The sequence below is a fragment of the Pseudomonas sp. D4002 genome (assembly GCF_013385665.1).
Classification (GTDB): domain Bacteria; phylum Pseudomonadota; class Gammaproteobacteria; order Pseudomonadales; family Pseudomonadaceae; genus Aquipseudomonas.
This window is the reverse complement of sequence record NZ_JACAPN010000034.1, coordinates 13,295-30,604: the sequence shown is the minus strand read 5'-3', so window position 1 is coordinate 30,604 and position 17,310 is coordinate 13,295. Positions and strand designations below refer to the sequence as shown.

The 17,310-nt window shown below is 61.0% G+C and carries 12 protein-coding genes and 2 tRNA genes; 4 read left to right on the top strand and 10 right to left on the bottom strand.

The window, feature by feature from the left end:
• Positions 1-80: 80 nt before the first annotated feature.
• Positions 81-1,421, bottom strand: coding sequence for a 30S ribosomal protein S12 methylthiotransferase RimO (gene rimO, locus HX824_RS23775; RefSeq protein WP_003208624.1), 1,341 nt, complete (start codon positions 1,419-1,421; stop codon positions 81-83).
• A gap of 301 nt (positions 1,422-1,722) precedes the next feature.
• Between rimO and HX824_RS23770 the strand changes: the two genes are divergently transcribed.
• Positions 1,723-3,624: a potassium transporter Kup gene (locus HX824_RS23770; protein WP_003208622.1), complete on the top strand. Its 1,902-nt coding sequence runs from the start codon at positions 1,723-1,725 to the stop codon at positions 3,622-3,624.
• Between the two features lie 54 nt (positions 3,625-3,678).
• Here the strand turns inward: HX824_RS23770 and HX824_RS23765 are convergent, their stop codons facing one another.
• From HX824_RS23765 to HX824_RS23750, 4 genes are all read right to left on the bottom strand, one after another.
• The gene (locus HX824_RS23765; RefSeq protein ID WP_003208620.1) at positions 3,679-4,965 is read right to left on the bottom strand and encodes a virulence factor family protein; all 1,287 of its coding nucleotides are present in this window, start codon (positions 4,963-4,965) and stop codon (positions 3,679-3,681) included.
• A complete protein-coding gene (gene mprF / locus HX824_RS23760) occupies positions 4,965-7,607 on the bottom strand; it encodes a bifunctional lysylphosphatidylglycerol flippase/synthetase MprF (protein ID WP_003208619.1) in 2,643 nt (880 codons plus the stop codon). The genes HX824_RS23765 and mprF overlap by 1 nt, the downstream gene beginning before the upstream one ends.
• Before the next feature lie 280 nt (positions 7,608-7,887).
• Positions 7,888-7,964, bottom strand: a tRNA-Met gene (locus HX824_RS23755).
• A 206-nt stretch (positions 7,965-8,170) separates the two neighbouring features.
• Positions 8,171-8,247, bottom strand: a tRNA-Met gene (locus HX824_RS23750).
• Positions 8,248-8,538: 291 nt separating this feature from the next.
• On the opposite strand from HX824_RS23750, the gene dinB reads away from it, so the two are divergent.
• Complete coding sequence (gene dinB / locus HX824_RS23745; RefSeq protein ID WP_134327257.1) at positions 8,539-9,597, top strand: DNA polymerase IV; 1,059 nt, start codon at positions 8,539-8,541, stop codon at positions 9,595-9,597.
• A 115-nt stretch (positions 9,598-9,712) separates the two neighbouring features.
• On the opposite strand, the gene HX824_RS23740 is transcribed toward dinB, so the two are convergent.
• From HX824_RS23740 to HX824_RS23725, 4 genes are all read right to left on the bottom strand, one after another.
• The gene (locus HX824_RS23740) at positions 9,713-10,666 is read right to left on the bottom strand and encodes a hypothetical protein (RefSeq protein ID WP_003208616.1); all 954 of its coding nucleotides are present in this window, start codon (positions 10,664-10,666) and stop codon (positions 9,713-9,715) included.
• Positions 10,667-10,686: 20 nt separating this feature from the next.
• Positions 10,687-12,402 (bottom strand): proline--tRNA ligase, encoded by a 1,716-nt coding sequence (locus HX824_RS23735; RefSeq protein ID WP_003208614.1) that lies wholly within the window; start codon positions 12,400-12,402, stop codon positions 10,687-10,689.
• A 179-nt stretch (positions 12,403-12,581) separates the two neighbouring features.
• Complete coding sequence (locus HX824_RS23730; protein ID WP_008433581.1) at positions 12,582-14,123, bottom strand: AmpG family muropeptide MFS transporter; 1,542 nt, start codon at positions 14,121-14,123, stop codon at positions 12,582-12,584.
• 43 nt (positions 14,124-14,166) lie between these two features.
• On the bottom strand, positions 14,167-14,481 hold the full coding sequence (locus tag HX824_RS23725) for an MGMT family protein (protein ID WP_218166212.1): 315 nt from the start codon (positions 14,479-14,481) through the stop codon (positions 14,167-14,169).
• A gap of 202 nt (positions 14,482-14,683) precedes the next feature.
• On the opposite strand from HX824_RS23725, the gene HX824_RS23720 reads away from it, so the two are divergent.
• Positions 14,684-15,691 (top strand): DUF481 domain-containing protein, encoded by a 1,008-nt coding sequence (locus HX824_RS23720; protein WP_003208606.1) that lies wholly within the window; start codon positions 14,684-14,686, stop codon positions 15,689-15,691.
• Between the two features lie 15 nt (positions 15,692-15,706).
• Here HX824_RS23720 and HX824_RS23715 read toward each other — a convergent pair whose 3' ends face one another.
• Complete coding sequence (locus tag HX824_RS23715) at positions 15,707-16,465, bottom strand: SDR family oxidoreductase (protein ID WP_003208604.1); 759 nt, start codon at positions 16,463-16,465, stop codon at positions 15,707-15,709.
• Between the two features lie 75 nt (positions 16,466-16,540).
• Here HX824_RS23715 and HX824_RS23710 point away from each other — a divergent pair, with 75 nt between their 5' ends.
• Positions 16,541-17,272 carry a HugZ family protein gene (locus HX824_RS23710; RefSeq protein WP_003208603.1) on the top strand — a complete coding sequence of 244 codons (732 nt, stop codon included), beginning with the start codon at positions 16,541-16,543 and terminating at the stop codon, positions 17,270-17,272.
• Positions 17,273-17,310 lie beyond the last annotated feature (38 nt).

Below are 17,310 nucleotides of genomic sequence, written 5' to 3'. Positions count from 1 at the left end.
TGGCGCCGATGGGCAAAACGATAGACCTAAAAAAGCCCCGCATCTTGTCCAGAGGCAGGGCTTTTTCAATTCTTTACACCTTATGCGCGTTTTTCAGCCCACAGGTCGTACTCGTCGGCGTCGGTCACGGTGCACCAGACCTTGTCGCCCGGCTTCAGGCCGCTGGCATCGTCGATGAACACGTTACCGTCGATTTCCGGTGCATCGAAGAAGCAGCGGCCTACAGCGCCTTGCTCGTCGACTTCGTCGATCAGTACTTCGATCTCACGGCCGATGCGCAGTTGCAGGCGCGCCGAGCTGATGGCCTGCTGGTGCGCCATGAAGCGCTCCCAACGGTCCTGCTTGACGTCGTCCGGCACGATGGCAGCGTCCAGCAGGTTGGCCGGAGCACCTTCCACCGGCGAGTACTGGAAGCAGCCGACGCGGTCCAGCTGGGCCTCGGTCAGCCAGTCCAGCAGGTACTGGAAGTCTTCTTCGGTTTCGCCGGGGAAGCCGACGATGAAGGTGGAGCGGATGATCAGGTCCGGGCAGATCTCGCGCCAGTTCTTGATGCGCGCCAGGGTCTTGTCTTCGAAGGCCGGGCGTTTCATGGCCTTGAGGATTTTCGGGCTGGCGTGCTGGAACGGGATGTCCAGGTACGGCAGGATCTTGCCGGCGGCCATCAGCGGGATCAACTCGTCAACGTGCGGGTACGGGTAAACGTAGTGCAGGCGCACCCATACGCCGAGGCTGCTCAGGGCTTCGCAGAGTTCGGTCATGCGGGTTTTCACCGGCGCGCCGTTCCAGAAGCCAGTGCGGTATTTGACGTCGACGCCGTAGGCGCTGGTGTCCTGGGAGATCACCAGCAGCTCTTTCACGCCGGATTTGACCAGGCGCTGGGCCTCGTCCAGCACGTCGCCCACCGGGCGGCTCACCAGTTTGCCGCGCATCGACGGGATGATGCAGAAGCTGCAGCTGTGGTTGCAGCCTTCGGAAATCTTCAGGTAGGCGTAGTGGCGCGGCGTCAGCTTGATGCCCTGCGGCGGCACCAGGTCGATCAACGGGTTGTGGTCCTGGCGCGGCGGCACTACGTCGTGCACGGCGTTGACCACTTGCTCGTACTGCTGCGGGCCGGTCACGGCCAGCACGCTCGGGTGCACGTTGCGGATGGCGCCTTCTTCCACACCCATGCAGCCGGTGACGATCACCTTGCCGTTTTCCTTGATGGCTTCGCCGATCACTTCCAGGGACTCGGCCTTGGCCGAGTCAATGAAGCCGCAAGTGTTGACCACCACCACGTCCGCGTCCTGGTAGGTGGACACGACGTCATAGCCTTCCATGCGCAGTTGCGTAAGGATGCGTTCGGAGTCGACCAGAGCCTTCGGGCAACCCAGGGATACAAAGCCGACCTTGGGGTTGGCTTTTGCGATGGTGGTGGACATGTCTAACCTCGGTATTGAATGACGCCGCCCGTCGTGCACGAAAGGTGGCGGATGGGCACTTGGTGTGCCTCTGATCAAAAAGTGCGCAATTCTAGCGACGGGAATCGCTCTTGACCAGCTTTATGCAGGGAAATACGACGAGTGCTGCGCTATGCTTCGCGCCGTTGCACCTGAGTGAATTTCCTCGGTCAATAAATCGTCTGTAACGAGAAGTAAAACAGCGCATGCTGTGGACAGCATAGGCGCCCGCAGCAGGCGCGCTGTTTATAAAAGACCGCAGGTCAAAGGGCAGGAGTGGTTGATGGGTCAGGCAAGTAGTCAGGCAGCAGGTGCCGAGCAGTCCAACGCAAAGCCGATCGGCATGCTGGTGGCGGCAGTGGGGGTGGTTTACGGCGATATCGGCACCAGCCCGCTCTACACCCTTAAAGAGGTGTTTGCTGGCGGTTATGGGGTTCAGGTCAATCACGACGGGGTCTTCGGGATCCTGGCGCTGATTTTCTGGTCGCTGGTCTGGGTCGTTTCGATCAAGTACGTGCTGTTTATCCTGCGCGCGGATAACCAGGGCGAGGGCGGCATCATGGCCCTGACGGCTTTGGCCCGGCGGGCGGCGGCACCTTACCCCAAGTTGCGTTCGGTGCTGGTGATTCTCGGCCTGATCGGTGCGGCGCTGTTTTACGGCGACAGCATGATCACCCCGGCGATCTCGGTATTGTCGGCGGTCGAAGGCCTGGAACTGGCGTTTGATGGCCTTGAGCGCTGGGTGGTGCCGCTTTCGCTGGTGGTGCTGGTGGGGCTGTTCCTGATCCAGAAACATGGCACTGACCGCATCGGCAAGCTGTTCGGCCCGGTGATGGTGCTGTGGTTCCTGGTGTTGGCCGGCCTGGGCATCCATGGAATCATCCAGCACCCTGAGGTGCTCAACGCCCTCAACCCTGTGTGGGGCGTGCGCTTCTTCATCGTTCACCCTGGCATGGGCGTGGCGATTCTCGGTGCGGTGGTACTGGCATTGACCGGCGCCGAAGCGCTGTACGCCGACATGGGCCACTTCGGACGCAAGCCGATTGCCCGTGCCTGGTTCGCCCTGGTGCTGCCGGCGTTGGTGCTCAACTACTTTGGCCAGGGCGCGCTGCTGCTGGAAAATCCAGAGGCAGCCCGCAACCCGTTCTACCTGCTGGCACCGGAGTGGGCTCTGGTCCCGCTGGTGGCGTTGTCCACTTTAGCCACCGTGATTGCTTCCCAGGCGGTGATCTCCGGGGCGTTCTCCCTGACCCGTCAGGCGATCCAGCTCGGTTACATCCCGCGCATGCATATCCAGCACACTTCCAGCGCCGAGCAAGGCCAGATCTACATCGGCGCGGTGAACTGGTCACTGATGGTGGGCGTGATCCTGCTGGTGCTGGGCTTCGAGTCCTCCAACGCCCTGGCTTCGGCCTACGGTGTGGCGGTGACGGGCACCATGTTGATCACCAGCATTCTGGTGTCGGCGGTGATGCTGTTGCTGTGGAAATGGCCGCCGGTACTGGCTATCCCGGTGTTGATCGGTTTCCTGTTGGTGGATGGGCTGTTCTTTGCCGCCAACGTGCCGAAGATCGTGCAGGGTGGTGCGTTTCCGGTATTGGCGGGGATTGTGTTGTTTATCCTCATGACCACCTGGAAGCGCGGCAAGGAGCTGCTGGTGGACCGGCTGGACGAAGGTGGGCTGCCGCTGCCGATCTTTATCAGCAGTATCCGTGTGCAGCCGCCTCATCGCGTGCAAGGCACGGCGGTGTTCCTGACCGCACGCCCGGATGCCGTGCCCCACGCCTTGCTGCATAACTTGCTGCATAACCAGGTGCTGCATGAGCAGGTGGTGCTGTTGACGGTGGTCTACGAAGACATCCCGCGTGTACCGGCCCAGCGTCGTTTCGAGGTCGATTCCTATGGCGAGGGCTTCTTCCGGGTGATCCTGCACTTTGGTTTCGTCGATGAACCGGACGTGCCCGAAGCGCTGAAGCTGTGCCATCTGGATGACCTGGACTTCAGCCCGATGCGCACCACCTACTTCCTCAGCCGCGAAACCGTGATCGCGTCCCGCATCAAGGGCATGGCGCGTTGGCGCGAAGGGTTGTTCGCGTTCATGCTGAAGAACGCCAACGGCAACCTGCGCTTCTTCAAGTTGCCGGTTAACCGGGTGATCGAGCTCGGCACTCAAGTAGAAATGTAAGCCCAACAAAAAGCCCCCGGTGCCTTGCGGCAGCGGGGGCTTTTTTGTGGGCGCTTATTCGGCCGGGGTCTTGCCCTGGCGCTTCTCGATGATGTCTACCAGACGCTTGGCCAGCGCCGGATAGTTCTCGTCGAAGTGATGGCCGCCAGGCAGCTTCACGGCTTCGCCGACAGCGGTCTTGTCGGTGCAGCCACTCTCGTCGACTTCTTCGGCACCGTAGATGCACACCACCTTGTCGGCCGGCAGCTTGGCCATTTCCGGGCCGGTCGCAGCTTCCTTGCCGGCGTTGCCCAGCCAGCCTTCCACTTCGATCTCGAAGCTGCCGGTGCGGGCGAAGGCCAGCAGGATGATCGCGTCTACACGCTGCTGCTCGTTTTCCGGCAGGCGGTTGTAGATGGCCGGCAGCACATCGGCGCCGAACGAGTAGCCGGTCAGCACGAAGCGCTTGGTACCCCATTTCTGCCGGTAGTGCTGCATCAGCTCGGCGAGGTCCTTGGCGCTTTGTTCCGGGGTCTTGTGCTGCCAGTAGTAGCGCAGGGTATCGATGCCCACCACCGGGTAGCCGATCTTGGCCATTTCACCGGCCACGTCGCGGTCCAGGTCACGCCAGCCGCCGTCACCGGAGAGGAACAGGGTGACGGTGTCCTTGGCCTGGCCAGCCGGCACTTCGACCACCGGAATCGCCAGGCCGCCGTTGTCCGAGCCCACCAGTTGCTTGCGCAGCTCGTTGTTCAGCACTTGCGGGTAGTGAACGTCGTAGTCGCTGATGCTGGTGGTAGCACGCGGTGTATCGCGTACGAAGCTGGCAGCATCGTCGTCAGGGTTATCGTTCCAGGCCACCAGCCAGCTACCGTGGGCCGAAGTCTTCGGCAGCGGGTCGTTGCAGCCTGGCTGCGCCAGCGCGAAGCCGACGGAGATGGCATTGGCCTTGTCGTCGTTCTGCGCGGCCAGCCAGCGCCAGGCCAGGGCTGCGCCAGGGCCGATGCCGCTGACCAGGGTCGCCGGGCCGGCGAGCTGGCCGAGGGCGGTTTGCAGGGCTTGTTCCTGCAGCTTGCAGTCATCCTTGGGCAGGATTACCTGGACGATCTGCGCTGCTCCGCCCTGGCTCAGGGCGATCAGTTGGCTGTCGGTCAGGGTTTCGTCGGCCAGCACGGCCACGGCCACGCGGGCCTTGGGCGCGGTACCCGGGGTGACGCGGGTCAGGACCGTGCCATCGGCCTGGGGCAGTTGTTCCAGAGTCGGTTGCGGTGCAGGGCGGTTCCAGTACCAGTAGCCGCCACCGAGGATCAGTGCCAGTACCACCAAAAATGCCAATACATACCGCCAGGAGCGTCGAATCATCAGCGTTTCACCAATCCAGTCAAGCCGCCCGCAATCAGGGCGGCGGTGTCGGCCAGTGCCACCAGCGGATCAAGTCCTGCGGGCACGGCCATATAACGGGGTTCCCAGTCAGGCTGGAACTTGTCTTTGAAGCGGCGCAAGCCTTGGAAGTTATACAGTTGCTCGCCACGGCGGAACACCATCGAGCCCAGGCGTTGGGTCAGCGGGGCGCCACGTCGTGGTTGCAGGCCCGACAACGGCACCATGCCGAGGCTGAAGCGGGCGTAGCCATGGTTCTTATAATGTTGAATCAGGCCGACCATCATGAATTCCATGGTCAGTTTCGGCGCGTCCGGGTGCGCACGCATCAGGTCGAGACTGGCCAGGTCGTGGCTGTAGGTCTCAAGCAGGTTCGCAAACGCTACCGGGCGCCCTTCGAAGCGAATGATCGCAATACGAAAGTGCTTGAGGTAGTCGTCGCTGAATCGTCCAAGGGAAAAGCCTTTTTCCCGCACGTTCTTGCCGGTCAGCCATGCGTCGGAGATGACTTTCAACTCCTCCATCGGGGCCTGGCCGGGTTCGTGGATCTCCAGGGACAAGCCATCACGGGTCCCGCGGTTCCAGGTGTAGCGCAGGTCCTTCATCTCTTTGCCCTTGGCTTCCAGGTCAAAGCGTTTGAGGTCGACCCGGGCTTCTTCACCCAGTTTGATCGCGGTGAGGCCGATGTCCATGTAGTACGGCAGGTTCTCCGCGCGCACCTGGTAGAACACCGGGCGGGCGTGGTGAATGTCGCACAGGTCGCGGAACTGCCAGATCATCTCGGCCCGTTGCAGGGTCGGGCCAATCGGATCGTACAAGGCCACCAGGCTGCGACCGCGACGAGCGTACATCAGGAACGCTTCGTCGTTGGGATGAAACAGCAGGGCCTTGTCGCCGGTCAGCGCCAGGCCGCCGTCGGGTTGTGCAGAGTTCATCAGGATCTTGGTGGCGCGCTCCAGTTCATCCGGTGTCGGCAAGTGGATGATCGGGCGCGCGGTACGCAGCAGCCAGGTCAGCGACACCACCACCAGCACCACGGCCGCGCCCAGCAGCGAACGCAGGCCCCGCGGGGCGTTGGCGTCGAGGGTGAACTGCCACCACAACTGATGGCTATAGGGCACGTCCTGGTAGGCGAACAACAGCAGCCAGATCGACGCACCGAGTACGCACACGCTGGCCACCAGGTACAGCGGCGAGAACGGCAGTTCGGTCAGGCGGCTGGCGCGATAGAACGAGCGCCGGAAGATCGCCAGCAGCACCGCCGTCATGGTCATCAGGCTGGCTTCTTCCCAGTCGAAACCCTTGAGCAGGGAGAGCAGGGCGCCGGTCAGCAGCAGCACCATGGTCAGCATCCACGCCGCGGACAACCGTCGACGCAGGCCCTGGGCCAACAGAAGGCAGAGCACGCCGATCAGGCTGGCACCAAAGTGCGACGCGTCAATCAGGCGATGAGGAATCAGGAAGCCGATGTTTTCCAGGCGTGAGTCGATTTCCGGGGTTGCGCCGGAAAACAGCAGGACCACGCCTGACAAAAAAACCAGTACGGCCAGGATCGGCGCAGCGAGGCCCGAGGCCGCGCGCAGGCTTTGTTGCGTATGGAACAGGCGCTGGGCTTCGTTGACCAGCAGGAACACACAAGCGATCAACAGCGGCAGCACCACATAGATCATCCGGTACAGCAGCAGTGCGGCCGCCAGTGGCGCGGCACCGAGCTTGTCGGCGAAGGCAGCCAGCAGGATTGCTTCGAACACCCCGACGCCACCGGGTACATGGCTGAGCACACCGGCGGCCAGGGCCAGCAGGTACACCAGCAGGAACGGGCCAAAGGGCGGCGCTTCCGGCAGCAACATATACAGCACGGTAGCGGCCGCAGCCACGTCGAGGGCGGTGATGATCAGTTGCAGGAAGGTCAGGCGACGGCCCGGCAGGCGCAAGGTGCGACGCCCAGCCTTGACCAGCAGGTTGTCCGGATACGGTTGTTCCGGCAGGCGGCGGCGGTAGATGCCGATGCACAGTGCGGCTGTTAACAGCAACACAGCGCCGGCGATGCCGCCGAGCAGGCTGGCGGGTAGATGCAAGGCATTGGACGCGGCAGGCAGGTTGCTCAGGGTGGCCAGCGCAGCGAGCGGCGGCAGGGCGCAACCCAGGGCCAGGCTGGCAAACACGGTCATGCGCGCCACTTCCGAAGCGCCGATGCCATACCGTGCATATAAACGGTAGCGTACCGAGCCGCCCGAGAGCATCGACAGACCAATCGCGTTACCGATGGCGAATGCGGTAAAGCCGCCGTAGGCCAGGGTCTTGGCAGGCAGCTTCACGCCGGCATAACGGGCACCGGAAAATTCATAGCCCAACAAAATGATAAAGCCGGCGACCGCGGCACCGAACGCACCCAGCAGTGCGGGCTTGGGTACTTCAAGGATCGAATCGTGGAGCGCGTACAGATCCAGTTCAAGCAGCAGGTGGCGACAGGCGATAAGGGCGATTGCGAACAGCAACAAGGTGACGGCCAGCCCGATGGGTTGGCGGTATTTGCTCAACAGATCCAGCCAGCGCAAACGGGTGGGAGTGATCGGTTGTGTCGCTGTGACAGAGTCTTGTGGTTCAGACGAGTTGGCGCGCATCAATCACCTCGTGGATTGTGCGCGACAGGATGGAGGTATCCAGCCAAGTTACCAATCCCTATGGACAAAATAATTACAAATATTAACGCGTATCGCGAAGTGCGGCGACAGCGCCCATTGGTCGTAGAAGGACAGTGCTTGAAGACTTAGCATAGCTTGCAATGAGATGGACTCTACAAACCGTGTACGGTTTCATGAAAGATGCCATGCCATTGTTTCAAAAGGACTTTTTCGTCAGATACAAAAAAGGCCACTCTTTCGAGCAGCCTTTTTTGATGTTTGGTTGCGGGAGCCGGATTTGAACCGACGACCTTCGGGTTATGAGCCCGACGAGCTACCAGACTGCTCCATCCCGCGTCTGTGTGGCGGCATTCTACAGAGCAACGGCGGGGTGTCAACCGTTAATCGAACGATGGGTCAAATAAGTGCAATTTAGCGTCGGATTGTCACGCGGGTGCGGTAAGTGCGCGATTGGGAAAGGTTTTTTGTCAGACAATCGACGCGAGGGCTAAAACAGACAGGCACAAAAAAGGCCACTCTTTCGAGTAGCCTTTTTTGATGTTTGGTTGCGGGAGCCGGATTTGAACCGACGACCTTCGGGTTATGAGCCCGACGAGCTACCAGACTGCTCCATCCCGCGTCTGTGTGTCGGCATTCTACAGAGGAACGCGAGTGTGTCAACCGCTGATTCAAAGAAAAGCGCTTGTGGTTCAATCGGTTAGCTCTCCAAGGTGGCCCCTTGATAGGCCGCGGGGCCAGTCTGGCCGAGGCTTTCAGCTCTATTGGGGGGTGTGTTTCGATTGAGAAAATGAATTCACCTGTGAATTTTCCTACCGCTTAAGCGGAAGATTCAAACTACTGGTGCTATATACAGGTGTGAGTGAGATACTGCCGGCCTGTCCGTTTTCTGCCCAGAACCACTGCCTTATATATGACGCAGCGCAAAATCATCCACGTCGACTGTGATTGCTTCTACGCCGCCATCGAGATGCGCGACGACCCGACCCTGGCGCAAAAGCCCCTGGCTGTCGGTGGCTCGGCAGACCGTCGCGGGGTGATCGCCACCTGCAACTATGAAGCACGGGCCTATGGTGTGCGTTCGGCCATGTCGTCCCGCCATGCCCTGAAGCTGTGCCCGGACCTGACCATCGTCAAGCCGCGCATGGATGCTTATAAAGAAGCATCAAAGGAAATCCAGGCGATCTTTCGCGACTACACCGACCTGATCGAACCGTTGTCCCTGGACGAAGCCTACCTGGACGTCTCCGACAGCCCGCATTTCGGCGGCAGTGCCACGCGCATTGCCCAGGACATTCGCCGGCGGGTCTCCAACCAGTTGCACATCACCGTTTCCGCGGGCGTGGCGCCGAACAAGTTTCTCGCCAAGATCGCCAGCGACTGGAAAAAGCCCAACGGACTGTTTGTGATCACCCCCGACCAGGTGGAAGACTTTGTCTCGGCGCTGCCGGTGAAAAAGCTCCACGGCGTGGGCAAGGTGACGGCCGACAAGCTGGCGCGGCTGGGGATCGAGGACTGCCTGCAACTGCGGGAGTGGAACAAGTTGGCGCTGGTGCGAGAGTTCGGCAGTTTTGGCGAGCGGCTTTGGAGCCTGGCGCGTGGGATTGATGACCGGGTGGTGCAGAACGACAGCCGCCGGCAATCCATCAGCGTGGAAAATACCTACGATGTCGACCTGCCGGACTTGCCCAGTTGCCTGGAAAAACTGCCGGAGCTGATGGACACCCTGGCCGGGCGCATGGCGCGCATCGACAGCAGTTATCGGGCGGGCAAGCCGTTCGTCAAAGTGAAGTTTCACGACTTCACCCAGACGACCCTGGAGCAGGCGGGGGCGGGGCGGGACCTGGAGAGCTACCGGCAGTTGCTGACCCAGGCGTTCAATCGCGGCGACAAGCCGGTGCGATTGTTGGGAATAGGCGTGCGTTTGCTGGATTTGAGCAACGGCAACGAGCAGCTCCAATTCCCCTGGTAGAAACCGAAAACCAAATGTGGGAGCGGGCTTGCTCGCGAATGCGGTGTGTCAGTTGACGCATGTGCTGGCTGACACGCCGCATTCGCGAGCAAGCCCGCTCCCACATTTAAAGGCTTCAGCGTGCTCCGGGATCCGCCACCAGGCGTCCGGCATCCTTGGTCAAGGCCTGCAGGAATTCCTGCTGCAACTCCGGATCATTGCGGGTCAGTTCGATCAGGCTCTGTTCCAGCTCGCTGGCTTCTTCTTCCAGGCCCAGCTCCGACAGGCGCTTGACCCGGTGCACCCACTCGTTGACCTCGTCGTCTTCCAGGTCGTCATAGATCAAACCGTGAGCTTCGAGCAATTTGCCCCGCAGGGTGCCGCTGATGGCCAGGGATGAGTCCGAGTGCACGTCATCCTGGGCATCTTCAACACTGATCTTCAGGGTGCTGATGCGGTTCAGGTCCTGCTCGGCAAACGGGCTGTCCAACAGGTTCAGGCGCAGCACGCCATCGCGGTCGGTGGTCAGCTCATGGGTTTGCTTGCCGGCAGTCACCTGTACCGGGCGCTCGCTCCAGGGCAGGCTCGAATACTCCACGCGCTTGTCGCGCTGGACTTCATCGATACCCGCCAGGTTCTGTTGCGCACGGCCGTTGGATTGCACGTTCATGAACGGGTTGAGCCCGTCCACGCCATAGCTGAGCCAATCCCGGGTCATGCTGGCAGGCAGGTTGCCCAGGGCAAACACATTCGCCACGTTGGCGCCGACGCCCGCCACGAGCGCGACCGCGCCCAGGGGCATCTCATAGAGTTTGCGCCAGGGCTGGTAGGGCGTGTAGCGGTCGTAGCGACGGGTAACTTCGAACTCGGTGACCTCAAAGGTCTTTTGCTCGTGAATGCGCACCCGGCGTTGCGGCAGCTCCAGCACCTTCGGCTCGCCCACGTCGATCTGCAGGCTGTGATCGAGCAATTTGCGCTCGATGCGTTCCTCGTGCTCGCTGCGTTGCGACATTTGGTTGGCGCAGCCGCTGACCAGCAGGGCGCCACATAACGTGGCGCCCCCCAGGGCTATGGTGTTTCGCTTGAACATGACGACTCTTGATCTGGTTTTCAGCGACGAATACGCGCCTGAAGGAAAGACAGCACGTCAGCCACCGGCAACGGTTGGGCCTCGGCTTCGGTCCGGCTCTTGTATTCCAGATTGCCATCGGCCAGGCCGCGGTCACTGACCACGATCCGGTGCGGGATGCCAATCAATTCCATGTCGGCGAACTTGATGCCCGGGCTGGTTTTCTTGTCCCGATCATCCAGCAGCACTTCAAAACCGGCAGCCGTCAGTTCGGCATACAGTTTGTCGGTGGCTTCGCGTACTTGCTCGGTTTCGTAGCGCAGCGGTACCAGGGCAACCTGGAACGGCGCCAGGGCGTCGCTCCAGATGATGCCTTTCTCGTCGTTGTTCTGCTCGATGGCAGCCGCAACCACGCGGGATACGCCAATGCCGTAGCAGCCCATTTCCAGGGTGATCGGCTTGCCGTTCTCGCCCAGCACTTCGCACTTCATCGCCTTGCTGTACTTGTTGCCCAGCTGGAAGATGTGCCCGACTTCGATGCCGCGCTTGATTTCCAGGGTGCCCTTGCCGTCCGGGCTTGGGTCGCCGGCCACCACGTTGCGCAGGTCGGCCACGGTCGGAACCGGCAGGTCGCGTTCCCAGTTCACGCCGAAGTAGTGCTTGTCATCGATGTTCGCACCGATGCCGAAGTCGCTCATCAGCTCTACCGAACGGTCGATGATGATCGGCAGTGGCAGGTTCAGCGGGCCGAGGGAGCCAGCGCCGGCGCCAATGGCATCACGCAGTTCTGAGTCGGTGGCCATGACCAGCGGGCTGGCAACGCCTGGCTGCTGGGCGGCCTTGATTTCGTTGAGCTCGTGGTCGCCACGGATTACCAGGGCGATCAGCTTGCCTTCTTCCTCGGCGCGCACGATCAGGGTCTTGATGGTCTTTTCAATCGGCAGATTGAATTTCTCCACCAGGGCCGCGATGGTCTTGGTCTCGGGTGTGTCCACCAGGCGCAGCTCTTCGCTTGGCGCAGGGCGGGAAGTTTCCCGTGGCACGGCTTCGGCTTTCTCGATGTTTGCCGCGTAGTCGGAACCGTTGCTGAACACGATGTCGTCTTCACCGGACTCGGCCAGCACGTGGAACTCGTGGGAGCCGGCACCGCCGATGGAGCCGTTGTCCGCTTCAACCGGGCGGAATTTCAGGCCCAGGCGCGTGAACACATTGCAGTAGGCGGTGTGCATGCGGTCGTAGGTGACCTGCAGGGACGCCTGGTCAGCGTGGAACGAATAGGCGTCCTTCATGATGAATTCGCGGCCGCGCATCAAACCGAAGCGTGGGCGGATTTCGTCACGGAACTTGGTCTGGATCTGATACAGGTTGAGGGGCAGCTGCTTGTAGCTGCTCAACTCGTTGCGCATCAGGTCGGTGATCACTTCTTCGTGGGTCGGGCCGGCGCAGAAGTCCCGACCATGACGATCCTTGAAGCGCAGCAATTCAGGGCCGTACTCTTCCCAGCGCCCGGATTCCTGCCACAGCTCAGCCGGTTGGGTGCTCGGCATCAACACTTCCAGAGAGCCGGCAGCGTTCATTTCTTCACGAACGATGGCTTCGACCTTGCGCATCACCTTCAAGCCCATGGGCAGCCAGGTGTACAGGCCCGAGGCCAGTTTGCGGATCATGCCGGCGCGCAGCATCAGCTGATGGCTGATCACGACCGCGTCGGAAGGCGTTTCTTTCTGTGTGGCGAGCAAATATTGACTGGTGCGCATGGTAGGCCGTTGTCGGTTGCTTGGACTTGAAATGACTTGGGATTGTACGGGCGCTTGCTGCCGACGTACAGGCATCTGGTTGCTGGAGCAGGGCTTCTGTGGGAGCTGGCATGCCTGCGATGCAGGCAACACGGTGTGTCAGTTACACCGCGGTGATGCAATCGCAGGCAAGCCAGCTCCTACAGTGATTCGTTTTCCTCGGGAGGATTCAAGCGAATCCGCCGGCTTTCCTGAAACCAGTGCAAGGCGATCAGGACCAACGTCGGCACACCCAGCAGGCAGGTGATCATGAAGAAGTTGTGGTAACCGAACTTCTCGACCATCACCCCCGAATACCCGCCGATCAAGCGCGGCAGCAGCAGCATGATCGAGCTGAGCAGGGCGTATTGGGTGGCGGAGAACTTCAGGTTGGTCAGGCTCGACAGGTACGCGACAAACGCCGAGGTCGCCATGCCGGAACTGAAGTTGTCCAGGGAGATGGTGAAAATCAGCATCTGCAGGTCCGGGCCCATGTCGGCGAGCATCACGAACAGCAGGTTGGTGCCGGCCGATGCAATGCCGCCGATGAACAGGATCGGCAGAATCCCGAAGCGCACGATCAACAGGCCACCCATGCCGGCACCCAGCAGGGTCATGATCAGGCCGAAGACTTTGCTGACACCGGCGATCTGGTCCTTGGTAAAGCCCTGGTCGATATAGAACACGTTGGCCATTACGCCCATTACCGTGTCCGACATGCGGTAGGTGGCAATCAGCCCCAACAGCAGGAAGGCCTGCCAGCGGTAGCGCAGGATAAAATCGTTGACCGGCGTGAGCACCGGCGCCAGGCCTCGGCGGCCCATGGTCGACAGGCACAGCGTGGTCAGGATGATGTAGAGGATGGCCCGCAGGAACGCGCGATCTTCCAGCAGCAGGTCCAGCAGGCTGACCCCATGGAACAGCACGCTGGCGAAGTCAGTGTTGTACAGCTGGGTGAACATCGCCGGCACCGACACCAGCAGCACGATCAACACGAACACCGAGACCAGCTGGTGAGCAAAGCTGTAGCGCCCGGCCTGCAATTGGGTACGCAGCGGCACATTGGGTTCGCGCATGAACAGCGTGGTCAGCAGCGCAGGCACCATCAGTGCACCAAACAGCACGTACGTACCGGCCCATGCCGAATGCTTGTAGTTGAACCCGGTGGAACCGAAGCCTTCGGCAAAAAACAGCGCACCTGCGGTGGCAAGCAGCGCGGCCACGCGATAACCGGACATATAGCTGGCGGCAAGCGCGGCCTGCTGGCTGTCGCTGGCGATTTCCAGGCGGTAGGCGTCTACGGCGATATCTTGCGTGGCGGAAGCGAAGGCCACGATCACGGCGATGGCGATCAGCCAGGACAGATGCTTTTGCGGATCACAGAAACCCATGCCGATCAATCCGAGGATCACCAGCGTCTGGGACAGTACCAGCCAGGAGCGACGACGTCCGAGCTTGCCGAGCAGTGGCAGGCGCCATTGGTCGAGCAGGGGCGACCAGACCCACTTGAAGGCATAGGCCAGGCCGATCAGGCTCGCATAACCGATGGTTTCGCGGGCCACGCCGGCCTCGCGCAACCATACCGAGAGCGTCGAGAACACCAACATGTAAGGCAAGCCGGCAGCAAAGCCGAGCAGCAACAGCACTAACGTCGAGGGGCTGGCATAGGCGGCGAGCGCGGCGCGCCAGGTTTTACGGGGCATGGGCTGGAGTCTGCCTCAGAATTACGCAAATAAAGCGCGCACTCTAACCGCTGTGCTCTACCGGGCGCCAGCCATGACGCTGAATATCAACACGATTGTTCAGGATGCTGACGCCTTCGCCGCGCAAACGCGCACGTTGCTCGTCACCCGAGGCACTGCCCACCGGCAGACTTATCCGACCACCGGCACCCAGCACGCGATGCCAGGGCAGTTTGGTGTCCTCGGGCAGTTGGCTCAGGGTGCGACCCACCCAACGTGCGGCGCGACCCAAACCGGCGAGGTGTGCCAGCTCCCCGTAGCTGATCACGCAGCCTTCGGGCACTTGGGCGAGGGTCAGGTACAGCACGGTGCGGCGCATTTCAGCGGGGCTTTGCGGAGCGTCGGTCAGTTCGTTCACGGTGGCATATCCGATGAAAATATCCGTCTATTTGTAAGAAATTTCTGCAAAATGGGGGGCTGAGAGCGGAACTCGATACGAATACCCGAGTCAGTCCTTGCTAAGAAGTTATCCACCCCGATAATGCCCGTTTTTTCGTCAAACTCGAGCCCCATATCCGCTTATGTTGTCCAGAACCCTGCTGTGCCTCGCTGTCTTCAGCGCCTCCACCCCGTTGCTCGCCGACACCGTCTGGTTGAAGAACGGTGACCGCCTGACCGGCAAGATCAAGGTTTTCGACGGTGGCAAGCTGCTGATCCAGACCGACTATGCCGGCGCGATCCCGGTGGACTGGAAGCAGGTCAAGACCCTGGAGAGCGATCAGGAATTGCTGGTCAAGCAGGATGCCTACAGCGGTGAGAAGGCCAAGTCCCTGCAGCCGGCCGACGATGGCAAGGTCATCCTGGCCAACGGCGAGGCGCCCAAGACCGTCGAGCTGGCGAGCATCCAGCAGATCATCAAGCCCAAGCCGGTGATCGAGGACCTGGTGTGGAAGGGCAATGTCGATATGGCGCTGGACTACAAGCGCGCGGAAAAAGACACCAACGACTACGACATCGACTTCAAGACCACTGCCCGCCATGGCCAGTGGCGCCATACCGCCGAGGGCGAGTACAACCGCGAATTCCAGGACGACGTGACCACCACCGACAACTGGGCGCTGGAGTACGACCTGGACCGGTTTATTACCGAACACTGGTTCTGGCAGGGCCGCTTGACCTACAAGCGCGACAAGGTCGAGGACCTGTCCCGCCAGCGCACCGTGGGTACCGGCCCGGGCTACCAATTCTGGGATGACGAACTGGGCGCGTTCTCCCTCGGTTCGCTGGTCAACCGCACCGACTATGAATACCAGGACGGCGGCAAGGACAACTTCTATTCGCTGGCCATGAAGTGGAACTACAACCGCTACCTGGTGGGCAAGACCGTTGAATTCTTCACCAATGGCGAAGTGGGCAAGCCGCTGGCCGGGCCGTCCGAGTACTCCCTGGATGCGGAAATGGGCTTGCGCTACAAAGTCACCGAGTGGGCCTCCCTCAACCTCAAGGCCGAGCGCGACATTATTAGTGGCGACTCGGAAAGCGCGTTGAGCAAGACCCGCTACACCGCAGGGTTCGGCGTCGCCTGGTAACGAGCCGCCTGGTAATTAAAGGCGTAACCCGCCGTCCATTTCCAGAATCCGCCCGGTGTAGTAGTCGTTCTCGAAGATATACGCCGCTGAATGGGCAATCTCCTCAGGCCGCCCCATGCGCTTGAGGGGAATGCCGGCGGTCATCTTCTCCAAGGCCTCGGGCTTCATGCCCAGCGTCATCTCGGTCTCGATAAACCCCGGTGCGATGCCCGCCACGCGGATGCCGTAGCGCGCCAGCTCCTTGGCCCAGGTCACAGTGGCGGCCGCTACACCGGCCTTGGCGGCGGAGTAGTTGGTCTGCCCGACATTGCCGGCCCGCGAGATCGACGAGATATTGATAATGGTGCCCTGGTTCTTCAGCTCCACCATTTTTGCCGCCACCTCACGGGTGCACAGGAACACCCCGGTAAGGTTGACATCGATCACCGCCTGCCACTGGGCCAGGCTCATCTTGGTCATCTCGCCGTCCTTGACCTTGAGCAGCAAGCCATCACGCAAGATCCCGGCGTTGTTGATCAAGCCGTTGATCGCACCGAAGTCTTCGGCGATCTGTGCCACGGTGTGGGTCACCTGCTCTTCATTCGCCACGTTGCACAGATAGGCGCGGGCCTTCACTCCATGGGCCTGGCAGGCGGCCACCGCCTGGTCGAGTTTTTCCTGATTGAGGTCCACCAGCGCCAGGTTGGCACCTTTGGCGGCAAAATACTCGGCCATGGAGCGGCCCAAACCCTGGCAACCGCCGGTGATAATGATTACTTTGTCGTTGAGATGCATTCGCAAGTCCTGTGGGCAGAATTAAGCGGCTATCCAAGTTTGTTTTTTGACGAAATTTATCGAAGGAGTCATAAGTTGAGCGCGCACGTTGCCAAGAATGCCCGAGAACTACTGCTCAAGGAATACCGTGGGGCACTCGCCACCTTGTCCAAGGCCATGCCCGGTTTCCCGTTTGGCTCGGTGGTGCCGTATTGCCTGGACGCCGAGGGCCGGCCGCTGATCCTGATCAGCCGTATCGCCCAGCACACCCATAACCTGCAGAAAGACCCCAAGTGCTCGTTGCTGGTCGGTGAGCGTGAGGCCGACGACGTGCAAGCGGTAGGGCGCCTGACCTACCTCGCCGAGGCCGAAAAGCTCGAAGACGGCGCTGCGATTGAAGCCGCCGCCGAGCGTTATTACCGCTATTTCCCGGACTCGGCGAACTACCATAAGGCCCATGATTTTGACTTCTGGGTGCTCAAGCCGGTGCGCCATCGTTATATCGGCGGATTCGGCGCGATCCACTGGGTCGACCAACTGACCCTGGCCAATCCGTTTGCCGGCAAGGCCGAACTGAGCATGGTCGAGCACATGAACAGCGACCACACCAAGGCGATTGCCCACTATGTCGAACTGGCCGGCCTGCCGACCTCCGAGCCTGCGCAACTGGCCGGTATCGACAGCGAAGGCATGCACTTGCGCATTGGCCAGGCCCTCTACTGGCTGCCCTTTGCCGAGCCTTGCAACACGCCGACACAAGTACGCGAAGCCTTGGTTTTCCTGGCTCACGCCGAGGTCTGGCCGAAAAAAGCAGCCGCTGAAGCTTGAATTCACGAAACGGCGACGTCATCTAAGGTGGAGTAGCA